Genomic DNA, 14,134 nt, shown 5'->3' on the forward strand with positions numbered 1-14,134 from the left:
CCTTACGGATGATCATTCCGCAAGAATTCGTGGAGAACGTCACCATTCGGGATGAGCCCTTCTGCGCACTCATGATTTAGGTTAGCCTAACCTACACGTTCCCCGGCATCCCGAGAGACCGTCCCTCACTGAAAGGACCCTCCGTGCTGACAAGCGCCGACCTCCGTCCGGCTCCCGCGCCGCTCGCCAGTTCCGAGCCGCCGGCCCTCCTGGGCCGCGACTCGGCCGCCGCCTACCGCGGCATGATCAACGATGTCGCTGGCCGCCTTGCCGAACGGTTCGCCGAAGTCGAGCGGCCGTGGACCGGCGCCGCCCCAGCCGACCTCGGCCCGGCCATCGCCGCGGTCGACCTCGACCGGCCCCTGGAGTCCTTCGAGGACGCGTTCGACGAGATCGGCGAGCTCTACCTCAAGGACGCGGTCTGGTTCCACCACCCGCGCTACCTCGCCCACCTGAACTGCCCCGTCGCGCTCCCGGCCGTGGCCGCCGAGACCGTGCTCGCCGCCGTCAACACCTCGGTCGACACCTGGGACCAGAGCGCGGGCGGCACCTTCATCGAGCAGCGCCTCATCGACTGGACCGCGCGGCGCATCGGGCTCGGCCCCGACGCCGACGGCGTCTTCACCTCCGGCGGCACGCAGTCGAACCTGCAGGCGCTCCTGCTCGCCCGCGACGAGGCCGTCGAGAACGTGCTGCTCAAGCACCGGGTCGAGGTCGGCACTCCGCTGCGCGGCGTCGAAGTGCTCCCCCGCCTGCGGCTCTTCGCCTCGCCGCACTCGCACTTCTCGGTCGTCAAGGCCGCCCGGCTGCTCGGCCTCGGGGAGGAGGCCGTGATCACGGTGCCCGCCGACGACTGGTTCCGCATGAACCCCGCCGCCCTGGACGCGGCTATCGAGACCTGCCGGGAGCAGGGCCTCGTCCCCGCGGCGGTCGTGGCGACCGCCGGGACCACCGACTTCGGGTCCGTCGACCCGCTCGGGCCGATCGCCGAGATCACTGCGGCGCACCGGGTCTGGTTCCACGTCGACGCCGCCTACGGGTGCGGCATCCTCGTCTCGCAGAAGCACCGCGGTCTGCTCGGCGGCATCGAGTACGCCGACTCGGTCACTGTGGACTACCACAAGTCGTTCTTCCAGCCGGTCAGCTCCTCGGCGCTCATCGTGCGCGACCGGGCCTCGCTGCGGCACGTCACGCACCACGCCGACTACCTCAACCCGGCCGAGGCCGTGTTCCCCAACCAGGTCGACAAGAGCCTCCAGACGACGCGCCGGTTCGACGCGCTCAAGCTGTGGATGACCCTGCGCACGCTCGGCCCGGACGCCTTGGGCGCCATGTTCGACCAGGTCTGCGCGCTCGCCGACCAGACCTGGGACTGGCTCGCGAACGACCCGCGCTTCGAGGTCGCCGCGCCGCCCTCGCAGCTCTCGACGGTGCTGTTCCGGCTCGCCGGGGCCGACGACGACACGCACCGCAAGGCCCGCGAGGCGCTCGCGGCCTCCGGCGAGGGCATGGTCGCGGCCACGAAGGTCGAAGGCCGGACCGCCCTGAAGCTGACGCTCCTGAACCCGGAGACCTCGCTCGCCGACATCGTCCCCGTCCTCGAAGCGCTCGCGCGCCACGGCAAGAAGGCGCAGGAGGCGGCATGAGCGCCAGCGAGACAGGCGGCACAGTGGTGCACGACTTCATCGGGATCGGCCTCGGGCCGTTCAACCTCGGGCTCGCGGCGCTCACCGCGCCCATCGACGACCTCGACGGGATCTTCCTGGAGCGCAAGCCGAACGTGGACTGGCACCCCGGGATGCTCATCGAGGGCACCACGATGCAGGTGCCGTTCATGGCCGACCTCGTGACCCTCGCCGACCCGACCTCCGAGTACTCGTTCCTGAACTACCTCAAGGAGAGCGGGCGGATCTACCCGTTCTACATCCGCGAGTCGTTCTTCCAGCTCCGCACCGAGTTCCAGGACTACCTGCGCTGGGCCGCCGAGAAGCTCGACAACCTCCGGTTCGAGCGCACGGTCACCGAGGTGACCTGGGAGGACGGCGTGTACGCGGTCCGGTCCGAGGGCCCGGCCGGGACCGCCACGGACTACGCGCGGCGGCTCGTGCTCGGCACCGGCACGCCCCCGTGGATCCCGCCGTCGTGCCGGGAGCTGGAGAGCCCCACGGTCTGCCACGCGTCGTCCTATCTGGAGCACCGGGACCGGCTTCGCGAGTGCGGCTCGATCACCGTGGTCGGCAGCGGCCAGAGCGCCGCCGAGATCTACCGGGACCTCTTGGGCGACATCGAAAGCGGCGGGTACGAGCTGAACTGGGTGACGCGCTCGCCCCGGTTCTTCCCGCTCGAGTACACCAAGCTCACGCTGGAGATGACCAGCCCGGAGTACGTGGACTACTTCCACGGGCTGCCGTCCGCGAAGCGGGACGAGCTCAACGCGGCGCACAAGAACCTCTACAAGGGCATCAACGCCGAGCTCATCAACGAGATCTTCGACCTCTTGTACCAGAAGCGGTTCGAGCGCGGCTCCGTGCCGACGCGGCTGTTCACGAACTGCACCGTGGAGAAGGCCGCCGGGTGCGGCAGCGTCAGGCTCTCGGTGCGCCAGCACGAGCAGGACCGCTCGTTCGAGCTCCAGACCGAGGGGCTCGTCCTGGCGACCGGCTACAGTTACCGCGTTCCCGAGTTCATGAACGAGGTTCGCGACCGGCTGCGCTTCGACGCCACCGGACGCCTGGAGGCCCGCCGCGACTACAGCGTCGACGCCGCCGGTGCAGGCGAGATCTTCGTGCAGAACGCCGAACTCGCCACCCACGGCTTCGTCTCCCCCGACCTCGGCATGGCCGCCTACCGCAACTCCTGGATCATCCGGTCGCTGACCGGCCGGGAGGTCTACCCGATCGAGCGCCGCATCGGCTTCCAGGATTTCGGAGCACCAGAGTGACCTTGAAGGCCCCCAACAGCTTCTACCACCTGCACGAGTCCCTCGGCGACTTCGGCCTGCGCCCGGTCGACCCGCCCACCGACTCGCCGCTCTTGCACGAGTGGGTGACGCACCCGAAGGCGAAGTACTGGATGATGCAGGACGCCTCCGTGGCCGACGTGCTCGCCGAGCACGAGGACATCGAGGCGAACCCGCACCACTTCGCGTTCATGGGGCTGTACCACTACCGGGCCCGGTTCCTCGTCGAGGTCTACGACCCGGCGCACTCCGAGCTCGCGGGCGTCTACGACCCCGCCCCCGGCGACATCGGCATGCACGTCCTCACCGCGCCGACCGACACGCCGATCCCCGGGTTCACCAAGGGCGTCATGGCCACCGTGATGCATCTGCTCTTCGACGGCTTCGCCGCGAAGCGGGTCGTCGTGGAGCCGGACGCGGGAAACGAGGCCATCCACCGCCTCAACGAGTTCGTCGGGTTCAAACCCGAACGGGCCGTTCAGCTCAAGGACAAGCAGGCGCTGCTGAGCTTCTGCACCCGAATCGATTTCGAGCGGTCCGCCGCGAGAGGAGTGCACGCGTGAGCGCCATCGACCACCTCACCCCGGAGCTGTGGCAGCGGGCCACGAGAAACCTGCTGGCCAAGGCCATCGGCGAGTTCGCCCACGAGCGGCTGCTCGTCCCCGTGAAGGACGGCGAGGCCTACACGCTCGCCGCCGGGCCCGAGAAGTACCGGTTCGCCGCGCGCCGCTTCAAGCTCGACCACTGGGTCGTCGACCCCGCCACGATCGAGCGCAGCGGCGAAGGCGGCGCGCTGGAGCTGGACGCGGCCGCGTTCTTCCTGGCGTTCAAGGGCGAACTGGGCCTGAGCGACGCGGTCCTGCCGGTGTACCTCGAAGAGGTCGCGGCCACCGTGAACCGGGGCGCGTACCAGCTCGCCGAGGGCGTGCCGGGCAACGCGGACCTCATCGACGCGGGGTTCCAGGCGATCGAGGCCGGGATGACCGGCGGGCACCCGTGCTTCGTGGCCGGGTCCGGCCGCCTCGGCTTCACCTCCGAGGACTACCGGGCCTACGCCCCCGAAGCCGGTGCGGGCGTGCGGCTCATGTGGCTGGCCGCGCGGCGCGAGCACGCGATGTTCGCGGCCTCGCCCGAACTCGACCACCGGTGGCTGCTCGACTCGCAGCTCGACGCGGACTCGCGGGAGTACTTCGCGTCGCTGCTCACCGACCGGGGACTGACCTATGAGGATGTCTTCCTGATCCCGGTGCACCCGTGGCAGTGGCGCAACAAGATCTCCGTGACGTTCGCGCCCGAGATCGCCGCCGGGCGGCTCATCCCCCTGGGCGAGAGCCACGACGAGTACCAGGCACAGCAGTCGATCCGCACGTTCTTCAACCGCTCCAGGCCCGAGGCCGACTACGTCAAGACCGCGCTCTCGGTGCTCAACATGGGCTTCATGCGCGGACTGTCCACTGAGTACATGGAGGTCACGCCCGCGATCAGCGACTACGTGGCCGACCTCGTGCACGGCGACCCGACCCTGAAGCGGCACGGCGTCACGATCCTCCGCGAGCGCGCGGCCGTGGGCTACCGGCACCCGGCCTACACCGAGGGCGCGCCGAAGGGCTCGCCGTACCGCAAGATGCTCGCCGCCCTGTGGCGTGAGAGCCCGGTCCCCAAGCTCGCCAAGGGCGAACAGGTCGCGACCATGGCCTCACTGCTGCATGTGGACGGTGACGGGACCTCGCTCGCGGCCGACCTGATCCGCCGCTCCGGGCTCCCCCCGGCCGAGTGGCTGCGCCAGTACCTCGACGCGTACCTCGTGCCCGTCACGCACTGCCTCTACCGGTACGGCCTGGTGTTCATGCCCCACGGCGAGAACGTGATCCTCGTGCTCAAGGACGGCGCGGTCGAGCGCGTGTTCTTCAAGGACATCGGCGAGGAGTGCGCGGTCATCGAGCCCGCGACGCCCGTGCCCGACGCCATCGGCCGCATCCGCGCCGACGTGCCCGACGAGGTGCGGACCCTGTCGATCCTCACCGACGTCCTCGACTGCTTCCTGCGGTTCCTCGCCGGGTACCTGCACCTCGACGGCGTGCTCGACGAGGACGAGTTCTGGCGCGTCGCGGCCGAGTCCCTGCGCGACTACCAGGCCGCGCACCCCGAGCTGGCGGAGGCGTTCGCGCGCTTCCCGCTGTTCGAGGAGAGCTTCACGCTCTCGTGCCTGAACCGCCTGCAGCTCAAGAACAACCAGCAGATGGTCAACATCGAGAACCAGGAGGAGAGCCTGATCTACGTCGGCAGGCTCGACAACCCCCTGGCGGGCTGACGCGAGCGCGGCGGGGTCCGGCCCCGCCGCGCGCTTCTCCGCCCCGCGGAGGATGGCTCTCCAGAATGGAATGGCATACGCTCCCACTCATGAAGCGCCTTCTCGGTGCGGCGGCATTCCTCTTCGCCATGACCGCCTGCACCGCCGACGAGACCGAACCCGCCAGCCTCGACTGCGAGCCCGGCGAGTTCACCCACGCCCCCGAAGCCGCCGTAGGCGACTACACCTACACGCGGTCCTTCACGTGCCCCGAGGACGACGCGCTCCTGCCCGCGGTGATCGTCCTCCACGGCATGCCCGGCAGCGGCGTGCTCGTCCAGACCAACTCCAATATGGACGCCATGGCCGAGGAGGCCGGGTTCATGGCCGTGTACCCGTCGAACCCCGACCGCGAATGGGACGCGCAGGCCGAGGGCGAGGACGCCGCGTTCCTCGGCGAGCTCGTCGACCGGCTCGTCGACGACCACCGGGCGGACCCCGACCGGATCTACCTGAGCGGCTTCTCCAACGGCGGCGACATGACGCTGGCCGCCGCCGTCGGGCTCGGCGAGCGACTGGCGGGCGCCGCGGCGGTCGTCCCGTCCGGAACCTTCGACACCCTCGGGCAGGTAGAGACCCTCGAGACGCCGATCCCGTTGGCGGCCTTCGTCGGCGTCAACGACCCGCGCGTCCAGGGGCAGCCGGTCCTGGACACGTGGCGGACGCGCGGCGAGTGCACCGAGACCGAGTCGTCCTCCGGCGCCGACTTCGAGCGCACCGCATGGACGTGCGCGGGCGGGGTGCCCATGGTCGAGTACCGGGTGCACGGCGGCCACGAGTGGTTCGGCCTGCCCGGCCGCGAGGACTCGCTGTGGGCGAGCCGCGAGATCTGGGACTTCTTCACCGCGCTCGAGTGAACTCCCGCCGACCGGCGGGTGCGGGGGATGGACAAGGCACGCCATTATGGTCACCATGCAACTGAACAGCCCTGTCCTCATCACCGGCGCCAGCCACGGTCTGGGTATGGCCACGGCCTCGGTGCTCGCCGCCGACGGCGTCCCGCTCGCGCTCTGCGCCCGCAACGCCGCCCCCCTGAACGAGTTCGCCGAGAAGCTGCGCGCCGAGTACGACGTCCCGGTCGCCACCAGGGCGCTCGACGTCAACGACACCGAGCTGATGGTCGAGTTCGTGCACGAGGCCCAGCGGCGGCTCGGCGACCTCAAGGGCCTGGTCGCGAACGTCGGCGGCTCGCGGGGCCGGAGCCTCGTCGACACCGAGCCCGACGACTGGGAGTACTCGCTGAGCGTCAACGTGACCAGCGCGATGACCGCGTTGAAGGCCGCGCTGTCGCAGCTGCGGCGCACGGGCGGCTCGGCGGTCCTGGTCTCCTCGATCTCCGGCACCAAGCCCTCCCCCGGGCTCGCGTACGGCTCGACGAAGGCCGCGCTCAACCACGCCGCCACGGTGCTCGGCCGCGAGCTCGGGCCCAGCGGCGTGCGCGTCAACGCCGTCGCGCCCGGCTCGATGCTCATCCCCGACCGCAACTGGGACCGGCTGCGCGTGGCCGATCCCGGCCGCTACGAGGCGTTCCTGGAGGAGTTCCCGAACCGGGAGCTGCTCGACCCGCACGACGTGGCCGAGGTGATCGCCTTCCTCCTGTCGGACAAGGCGAAGGCGATCAACGGCGCGGTGATCCCGGTCGACGGCGGGCAGAACGCCCCCAGCGCGTACGGCTATTAGGCGGCTTCCTCGACCGGCGTCGGACCGGTGAGCTTCCCCATGAGGAAGGGGAAGACCAGGAGCGCGACGACGGCGCAGCACACGCACAGGATGCCGTAGCTGGCGTACTCGACGATCGGGCCGGACGCGAGCCCGGCGGCCATGGCGGCCAGGCCCATCACGAGGTCGGAGAAGCCCTGCGTGGACGGGCGCTCGGCCGGGGTGATCGCGCCCGTGACGAGCGCGGCCGAGCCGACGGTCATCGCCGACCAGCCGATGCCGAGCAGGACGAGGCCGACAGAGAGCCGCACGTGGTCGTCGGCGGGAGAGGACCCGGAGACGACGCACGCGGCGACGAGGACCGCCGTGCCCGCCACCAGGATCGGGCGCGTCCCGTACTTGTCGACGAGGCGGCCGATGACGGGCGCGAACGCGTACATGCCGCCGATGTGCAGGCCGAGGATGACGCCGACGACGCTGAGCGCCTGCTCGGGGTCGTCCATGCCGTGCTTGATGTGCACGGCCGTCATCGCCATGACGCCGACCATCACGAAGTGGCCCAAGGCGGCGGCGATGACGCCGGTCCGCACCGCCGGGTTGGCCTTCGCCGTGCGGAAGCCGTCGGCGATCGAGCGCTTCGGCGCGTCCGTCTCGCCGCTGATCTCGCGGGCGGTCAGCAGCGGGTCGGGGCGCAGGAACACCAGGATGACGGCGGCCGTGAGCACGCAGAGCACGCCGATGGCGACCATCGAGCCGATGTAGGCGGGGCCGCCGAACCAGCCGGTCCAGACCCGCTCGGCGAGGCCGGCGAGCGACGGCCCCGCCACGGAGCCGATCGTGGTGGCCCAGACGATGAGCGAGAGGTGCGAGCCGCGCCGGGCGGGCGGGGCGAGGTCCGCTGCGGCGTAACGGGACTGGAGCCCGGCGAAGGAGGCCGCGCCGAGCAGGAAGTAGCCGATGACCGCGACGACGGCGTTCTCGAGGTTGATCGCGGTGACGACGACGACGGTGCCGAGCACCGCGCACCCGTAGCCGAAGGCGAGGCCGCCCCGGCGGCCGAAGCGCTCGGTGATGCGCACGGCCGGGACGACGACGAGCGCCGAGCCGCCCACGAAGAGGCTCTGGGCGAGGCCGGTGAACGTGGCCGAGCCGGTCATCTCCTCGACGAGGAGGGCGCCCACGGCGATGCCGATCCCGACGGCGAGGCCGCCGAGGATCTGGGTCATGAAGAGGGTGCGCAGGACGCGCTTCTGGATCGGCGTTGTGTCAGGGAGGGTGGCGGTCACGGGTGGTCCTTTCTGGAGTTGTCGGCCCGGTCGGGGGAACGGGCCGGTCGTCCGCCGGGTGGGGCCCGGCGGACGGTCAGATCGGCGGCGCCGCCGGACCCGAGGCCAGGGCGACGGCCTCGGCCACCGCCTCGGCGAGTCCCGGGTCGAGCTTGGCGGTGCTCACGCGGATGGCCTGCTGGCCGTGGAAGGAGTACGCGCGGCCGGGCGCGACGGCGAACCCGGCGTCGCGGAGCGATACGACCGCGGCCGTCTCGTCGGCGACCGGGACCCACACGTTGAGGCCCGAGCGGCCCCACACCTCGATGCCGCGGGCGGCGAGCGCGTCCCGAAGGGCGCCTTGGCGTTCGGCGTAGACGCGGCCCGCGGCGGCGACGCGCTCCTCGACCGCGTCGTCCGTCCAGGCGGCGATCACGAAGTGCTGCAGGATGCACGAGACCCAGCCGTGGCCGATCGCCATGCGGCCCTGGACGCGGGCCTTCGTGTCGGGGTCGGCGGCGACGAGCGCGGTGCGCAGGTCTGGGCCGTAGGGCTTCGAGGCGGAGCGCACGAACATCCAGCGGTCGGCGGCGTCCGCGACGAAGTGCAGCGGGACCTGCGAGAGCTCGGCCCAGTGGTCGTCCTCGATGACGAACACGTGCGGGTGGCGGGCGACCACCTTCCGGAGCGCGGCGGCGCGTTCCGCTGAAACCGCTGCGCCCGTGGGGTTCTGGCCGCGCGAGGTGAGGATGAACGCCTTCGCTCCGGTGGCGAGGACCGCTTCGAGCTCGTCGGGCAGCGGGCCTTCGCCGTCGATCGCGACGGGCGAGACCTGGTATCCGCCCGAGAGCAGCAGGTCTCGGCCGTTCGACCAGGTGGGCTCCTCGACGGCCACCGTGTCGCCGGGCTCGAGCCGGGCCGCGAGGCCGCGCTCGAAGGCGTCCAGGGCGCCGGAGGTGACGGTGAGCTCTCCGTGCACGCCGTCGGCGGCGAAGCGGTCGCGCGCGAGGTCGAGCAGGTCGGGGCACGGCCCGCCGTCGCGGTAGTTGCCGTGCACGATGTCGACCCGGTCCTTGAGGACGGTGAGGTCGGGCAGGAGGTCCGCGTCGGGCTCGCCGGAGACGAGGTCGAGCACTCCCGAAGGGACCGTGAGGGTTCCGGTGGGGGTGAAGGCCGAGCGCTGGCGGATGAAGGTGCCCGCGCGGCCGCCGGTCTCGACGACGCCGCGCTCGCGCAGGCGCCGGTACGCGGAGGCGACGGTGCCCGGGGCGACGCCGAGGTCGGCGGCGAGCTTGCGGACGGGAGGCAGGGTGCGGCCGGGCGCGAGCTGCCCGGAGCGCACGCCGGACTCGACGCTGGCGGCGATCTCTGTTGCCGCCGAACCGGTGATCTGATACTGTACCGACATAACTCAAGCATTGTATCAGTACAAATATCGGCGATAGGAGTCACCCCCGATGACCGCCCTCGAATGCCCCCACAGCGGCCAGTTCGCACAGACCGAGCGCACCACCCCCAAGCGCTCGCGCGAGCGGGTCACCTACGAGCGCGAGGCCGCGTACCAGGTGCTCGACGAGGCCCTCTTCGTCGACCTCGCCTTCGTCGGCCCGGACGGCGCGCCGCGGGTCCTGCCGACGTTCCATGTGCGCGTTGGGGACACGCTGTTCGTCCACGGTTCGACCGGTTCGAGCATGGGCCTGGGCGGGCGCGAGGCGTTCGCGGTCAGCGCCACCGCGACGATCGTCGACGGGCTCGTCTACTCCAAGAGCTGGTTCCACCACTCGATGAACTACCGGTCGGTCGTGGTGCACGCGAACGCGCGGCTCGTATCGGACCCGGACGAGCGCTGGTCGGTGTTCAAGGCCCTGATCAACCGGATGTCCGAGGGGCGGGCGGAGCGCTCGCGGGAGGCCAGCGAGAAGGAGAACGCGATGTCGGCGCTCCTGGCGATCCCGCTCGAGGAGGTCTCGATCAAGCAGCGCTCAGGCCCGCCGGTCGAGGAGCCCGAGGACGAGGACCTGCCGTTCGACAACGGCGTGGCCCCCGTGCAAACACTTGTCACAGGGCGGCTTTAGACTGCGATCCGCGCGGTGCCGGACCGGGCTCGGCCTCTCGACGACATGACCGTCCAGAGCGTGGGTCGTGGGAACTTCCCTTCGGGCCCGTCCGGCGCCGTCTCAGGCGCAGGAGGTGCACCGCGCGGATCGCTTTTTCAAAGGGGTGGGCCGAAGTTCGAGACGGCCCGCCCCTTCGGCGTTCCTACGCTTCGGCCGTCTCCTTCTCGGTCTCGGCCTTGTCCAGGCGCCACACGGCGATCGAGCCGCCGCCCGCGACGGCGACCACGAAGAGGACGAACGTCAGCGTGTACGGCCAGGACGGCGCGGCGTCGTCCGAGTTCTGCACCATCGCCGCGTCGTTGCCCGCACCCCACCAGATCGCCTGGCGGATCAGCTGCAGGAAGTCCCGGTCGCCCCAGGTCTTGCCCTCGCCGCCGGGCGAGGCGTAGAAGACCGGCAGGCTCTCGTTCACCCAGGAGACCGCGCCGCCGCCCGCCGTCAGGGTCGCCAGGACCGTCGAACCGGGCTGCGCGGGAGCGGGTTCGAAGTAGTACCAGCGCTCGGTGAGCTTCAGTTCGTCGTCGAGGCCCTCGGTGATCTGCGAGCCGGAGTTGAACTCGACGGGCTCCTCGGTCGCGGCCTCGGCGCGCGGGAGCGCGGTGGCGCCGAGCGTCTCGTGGTACCAGGCCCAGTCCGGCTCGGCCTCGATCGCGGTGTTGGTGGTGATGAGGCCGCCGCCCTGCTCGACGAACGTCTCGACCGCGTCCTGCTGGTCGTCGTCGAGGAAGTCGCCGCCGGTGTTGAGGAACATGATCACGTCGTACTCGCCGAGCTGCTTCACGTCCTCGGCGGTGCCCTCGATCAGCGTGAAGTTCCAGCGGCGCGCCTCCATCTGCAGGCGCTCCAGGGCGTAGTCGGCGACGTCCTGCGCCTCGTTCCCGGTGGTGACGGCCAGGACGCGCGGCCCTCCGGCGGCGGAGGCGGCCGAGGGGGCGAAGGCGGGCGCGCAGGCCAACGCGACGACCATGCACAGTCGCAGGAGGGTTCTCACGAAGCCAGACTAGCGTTTCCGCGCCCGCAGAACGAGGTCGGCCGCGCTGCCCGCTGGGCGGGCGGCGCGGCCTCGCTGCTTGACCTGCCTTCTATTTGTACAAGGCCTTCGCCAGCCGTTTCTGCGCGATCCACATGCCCGTCACGCACAGCGCCATGAGGTAGGCGACGTGCACGAGCATCATCGGGCCGACCTGGCCGAGGCTGAGCCCGCGGACGAGCTCGATGCCGTGGTAGAGCGGCATGACGTAGACGATGGGCTGGGCGAACGCCGGGTAGGCCTCGACGGGGGTGAAGGTGCCGCCGAACAGGAACATGGCGAAGACGACGGCGTTCATCCAGTCGAAGTCGACCCAGTCGCGGAAGAGCGTGGCGAGGGTGAGGCCGATCCCGGCGAAGGCGAGCGCGATGAACACGCACGCGGGCACGGCCAGGAGGGACCACCAGGAGTCGAGGAGGCCGAAGAGGCCCATGACGACGACGAACGCGCCGATGTAGGTGCCGCCGCGGATGAGGGCCCACCAGACCTCGCCGAGGGCGACGTCCCAGGGCCGCAAGGGGGTCGCGAGGATGCCGTCGTAGACCTTCATCCACTTGAACTTGGCGAAGACGTTGATGGAGGTCTCGGCGAGGACGCCCATCATGGCGGCGTTGGCGAGGATCGCGGGGGCGACGTAGGCGGTGTAGGAGACGGTGGTGCCGTCGGGGAGCGTGATGTCGCCGACGAGGGCGCCGACCCCGAAGCCGAAGGCGAACAGGAAGAGCAGGGATTCGACGGCACCGGAGATGATGAGGATCCAGGCGCGGCGCATGGCGACCCAGTTGCGGTTGAGCAGGGCGCCGGAGGACTTCAGGGAGGCGCGTGCGGCGCCGTAGGCGATGACCGACATGGCTTGGGCTCCTAGAAGTTCAGGCGGCGCTGGATGCGGTACCGGGCGGCGAGCCACCCGGTCGCGGCCAGGAGCGCGAGGTAGGCGATGTGGAGGACCGGCGGCAGTGCGGGGGCGGTGCCGGCGGTCGCGGCGCGGGCGAGCTCGGTGCCGTGCCACAGGGGCGAGAGCCACACGAGCGGCTGCAGGAACCCGGGCATCTCGCCGGCGGGGAAGAAGACGCCGGAGAACAGGGAGATCGGCATGACGGCGAACCGGAAGATCATGTTGAGGTTCGCGTCGTTCTTCAGGCTGGAGGACCAGAAGTGGAGCCAGGGCGCGAGGGAGGCCGAGACGAGCGCGGCGGCGATGACGGCGAAGGCCGCCCACCAGGAGGTGTAGGCGCCGAAGAACGCGAGGACCACCGCGACGAGGGTGCAGTTGGTGAAGGGCCGGAAGACGGCCGCGTAGATGAGGTGGCCGTTGAGCATGTCGACGGGGCGCAGCGGGGTGGCGCGCTGGGCGAGGTAGTGGCCGCCCCAGTCGGCGTAGCCGCCGAAGACGGGGAAGACCATGTCGTTGCCGAGCATCATGACGGCGACGGAGCAGACGAGGCCGGGGGCGATGAACTCGGCGTATTCGAGTCCGCCGAGGGAGGCGGGGTCGATGTAGGCGCCGACGCCGATGCCGATCGAGACCATGTAGAGGATCGGCAGGAGCACGGAGGTGAAGACGGTGCCGTGCCAGACGTGCTTGTACAGGGCCAGTTGGAGGTTGAAGGCGCGCCAGGCGGCCTGGGCCGGGGTGGGCGCGGAGCGGTCGAGGGTCAGCGCGGTCACGCTTCGTCCTCCACGAGGGCGCGGCCGGTGAGGCGCAGGAAGACGTCTTCGAGGGTGGCGCGGCGGGCCAGCACGGAGGTGGGGCGGATGTCGCGGGCCTCGAGGGCGGCGTTCGTGTCGTCGGCGTCGTCGGTGTAGACGAGGATCTTGTCGGGCAGGGCCTCGATCTGGGCGCCGATCCCGTTGAGCGTCAAGGCGAGTTCGGCGAGCTCGCTGGTGTGGGCGGTGCCGAAGCGCAGTTCGACGACCTCTTTGGTGACGTGGGTGTCGATGAGCTCGCGGGGGGAGCCGGAGGCGATGATGCGGCCTTCGTCCATGACGACGAGGCGGTCGCAGAGCTGCTCGGCCTCGTCCATGTAGTGGGTGGTGAGGAGGATGGAGACGCCGCGGTGCTTGAGCTGGAAGAGGCGTTCCCAGACGAGGTGGCGGGCCTGGGGGTCGAGGCCGGTGGTGGGTTCGTCGAGGATGACGAGCTCGGGTTCGTTGATGAGCGAGCGGGCGATGGCCAGGCGGCGCTGCATGCCGCCGGAGAGTTCGCTGACCTGGTCCTTGGCGCGGGAGGAGAGCTGCACGAACTCGAGGAGTTCGGCGGCCTTGACCTTGGCGGCCTTCTTCTTGATGCCGAAGTACCCGGCGTAGACGACGAGGTTCTCGAAGACGGTGAGCATGCCGTCGAGGGTGTTGTCCTGGGGGACGACGCCGAGGCGGGCGCGGATCTCGGCGCCGCTGGTGTGGGGGTCGCGGCCGAAGACCTGGAGTTCGCCGCCGGTGGGCTGGGAGACGCAGCCGATCATCCGCATCGTGGTGGACTTTCCCGCGCCGTTCGCGCCGAGGAAGCCGAAGGCCTCGCCGCGGCGGATCTCGAAGTCGACGCCGCGCACCGCCTCGTGCTCGCCGTAGCTTTTGCGCAGGTCCTCGGCGCGCACCAGGATCTCATCGTCATGTGGCATGGGGCAACCCTAAGCCCGGGCACCGACAGAGTCCAACGGTTTTCGAAGCGATTCCTTCATAAATACCGGCCGGTAAAGGTAGTGCTTGCCCTACCCCCATTGACGGGTCAGCGGTAGCGACAAAAAACCGCTTGAC

The 14,134-nt window shown here is 70.4% G+C and carries 13 protein-coding genes; 7 read left to right on the forward strand and 6 right to left on the reverse strand.

Going from position 1 to position 14,134, the window contains the following annotated elements; translation table 11 throughout:
* Positions 1–242 precede the first annotated feature (242 nt).
* The 6 genes from ACGGCP_RS04670 (at position 243) to ACGGCP_RS04695 (ending at position 6,989) form a co-directional block, all read left to right on the forward strand.
* Positions 243–1,646, forward strand: a complete 1,404-nt coding sequence (locus ACGGCP_RS04670) for a pyridoxal phosphate-dependent decarboxylase family protein (protein WP_392962029.1) — start codon at positions 243–245, stop codon at positions 1,644–1,646.
* Complete coding sequence (locus ACGGCP_RS04675; RefSeq protein WP_392961039.1) at positions 1,643–2,941, forward strand: lysine N(6)-hydroxylase/L-ornithine N(5)-oxygenase family protein; 1,299 nt, start codon at positions 1,643–1,645, stop codon at positions 2,939–2,941. The genes ACGGCP_RS04670 and ACGGCP_RS04675 overlap by 4 nt, the downstream gene beginning before the upstream one ends.
* The gene (locus ACGGCP_RS04680) at positions 2,938–3,522 is read left to right on the forward strand and encodes a GNAT family N-acetyltransferase (protein WP_392961042.1); all 585 of its coding nucleotides are present in this window, start codon (positions 2,938–2,940) and stop codon (positions 3,520–3,522) included. The genes ACGGCP_RS04675 and ACGGCP_RS04680 overlap by 4 nt, the downstream gene beginning before the upstream one ends.
* On the forward strand, positions 3,519–5,270 hold the full coding sequence (locus ACGGCP_RS04685) for an IucA/IucC family protein (protein ID WP_392961044.1): 1,752 nt from the start codon (positions 3,519–3,521) through the stop codon (positions 5,268–5,270). The genes ACGGCP_RS04680 and ACGGCP_RS04685 overlap by 4 nt, the downstream gene beginning before the upstream one ends.
* Before the next feature lie 89 nt (positions 5,271–5,359).
* Entirely contained in the window at positions 5,360–6,166 is an 807-nt protein-coding gene (locus tag ACGGCP_RS04690; RefSeq protein ID WP_392961047.1) for an alpha/beta hydrolase family esterase, read from the forward strand.
* A 55-nt stretch (positions 6,167–6,221) separates the two neighbouring features.
* On the forward strand, positions 6,222–6,989 hold the full coding sequence (locus ACGGCP_RS04695; RefSeq protein WP_392961049.1) for an SDR family NAD(P)-dependent oxidoreductase: 768 nt from the start codon (positions 6,222–6,224) through the stop codon (positions 6,987–6,989).
* Here the strand turns inward: ACGGCP_RS04695 and ACGGCP_RS04700 are convergent.
* A complete protein-coding gene (locus ACGGCP_RS04700; protein WP_392961051.1) occupies positions 6,986–8,254 on the reverse strand; it encodes an MFS transporter in 1,269 nt (422 codons plus the stop codon). The genes ACGGCP_RS04695 and ACGGCP_RS04700 overlap by 4 nt on opposite strands.
* A 76-nt stretch (positions 8,255–8,330) precedes the next feature.
* Positions 8,331–9,641: an aminotransferase class I/II-fold pyridoxal phosphate-dependent enzyme gene (locus ACGGCP_RS04705; RefSeq protein ID WP_392961054.1), complete on the reverse strand. Its 1,311-nt coding sequence runs from the start codon at positions 9,639–9,641 to the stop codon at positions 8,331–8,333.
* A 49-nt stretch (positions 9,642–9,690) separates the two neighbouring features.
* Between ACGGCP_RS04705 and ACGGCP_RS04710 the strand changes: the two genes are divergently transcribed.
* On the forward strand, positions 9,691–10,308 hold the full coding sequence (locus ACGGCP_RS04710) for a pyridoxamine 5'-phosphate oxidase family protein (protein ID WP_392961056.1): 618 nt from the start codon (positions 9,691–9,693) through the stop codon (positions 10,306–10,308).
* A gap of 184 nt (positions 10,309–10,492) precedes the next feature.
* Here the strand turns inward: ACGGCP_RS04710 and ACGGCP_RS04715 are convergent, their stop codons facing one another.
* From ACGGCP_RS04715 to ACGGCP_RS04730, 4 genes are all read right to left on the reverse strand, one after another.
* The gene (locus ACGGCP_RS04715; RefSeq protein ID WP_392961059.1) at positions 10,493–11,341 is read right to left on the reverse strand and encodes a ThuA domain-containing protein; all 849 of its coding nucleotides are present in this window, start codon (positions 11,339–11,341) and stop codon (positions 10,493–10,495) included.
* Between the two features lie 91 nt (positions 11,342–11,432).
* The gene (locus tag ACGGCP_RS04720) at positions 11,433–12,230 is read right to left on the reverse strand and encodes an ABC transporter permease (RefSeq protein WP_392961062.1); all 798 of its coding nucleotides are present in this window, start codon (positions 12,228–12,230) and stop codon (positions 11,433–11,435) included.
* An 11-nt stretch (positions 12,231–12,241) separates the two neighbouring features.
* Complete coding sequence (locus tag ACGGCP_RS04725; protein ID WP_392961064.1) at positions 12,242–13,048, reverse strand: ABC transporter permease; 807 nt, start codon at positions 13,046–13,048, stop codon at positions 12,242–12,244.
* Positions 13,045–13,998 carry an ABC transporter ATP-binding protein gene (locus ACGGCP_RS04730; protein WP_392961067.1) on the reverse strand — a complete coding sequence of 318 codons (954 nt, stop codon included), beginning with the start codon at positions 13,996–13,998 and terminating at the stop codon, positions 13,045–13,047. Before ACGGCP_RS04730 ends, ACGGCP_RS04725 begins: the two co-directional genes overlap by 4 nt.
* Positions 13,999–14,134 lie beyond the last annotated feature (136 nt).

Origin of the sequence: Glycomyces sp. NPDC048151, from assembly GCF_043202775.1 — a bacterium.
Lineage (GTDB): Bacteria > Actinomycetota > Actinomycetes > Mycobacteriales > Micromonosporaceae > Glycomyces.

What these genes read in the sequence shown, in the direction of transcription:
- ACGGCP_RS04730 (WP_392961067.1), bottom strand. Translation starts at nt 13,998, where the DNA reads ATGCCACATGACGATGAGATCCTGGTGCGCGCCGAGGACCTGCGCAAA.
- ACGGCP_RS04695 (WP_392961049.1), top strand. Translation starts at nt 6,222, where the DNA reads ATGCAACTGAACAGCCCTGTCCTCATCACCGGCGCCAGCCACGGTCTG.
- ACGGCP_RS04705 (WP_392961054.1), bottom strand. Translation starts at nt 9,641, where the DNA reads ATGTCGGTACAGTATCAGATCACCGGTTCGGCGGCAACAGAGATCGCC.
- ACGGCP_RS04710 (WP_392961056.1), top strand. Translation starts at nt 9,691, where the DNA reads ATGACCGCCCTCGAATGCCCCCACAGCGGCCAGTTCGCACAGACCGAG.
- ACGGCP_RS04670 (WP_392962029.1), top strand. Translation starts at nt 243, where the DNA reads ATGATCAACGATGTCGCTGGCCGCCTTGCCGAACGGTTCGCCGAAGTC.
- ACGGCP_RS04690 (WP_392961047.1), top strand. Translation starts at nt 5,360, where the DNA reads ATGAAGCGCCTTCTCGGTGCGGCGGCATTCCTCTTCGCCATGACCGCC.
- ACGGCP_RS04720 (WP_392961062.1), bottom strand. Translation starts at nt 12,230, where the DNA reads ATGTCGGTCATCGCCTACGGCGCCGCACGCGCCTCCCTGAAGTCCTCC.
- ACGGCP_RS04675 (WP_392961039.1), top strand. Translation starts at nt 1,643, where the DNA reads ATGAGCGCCAGCGAGACAGGCGGCACAGTGGTGCACGACTTCATCGGG.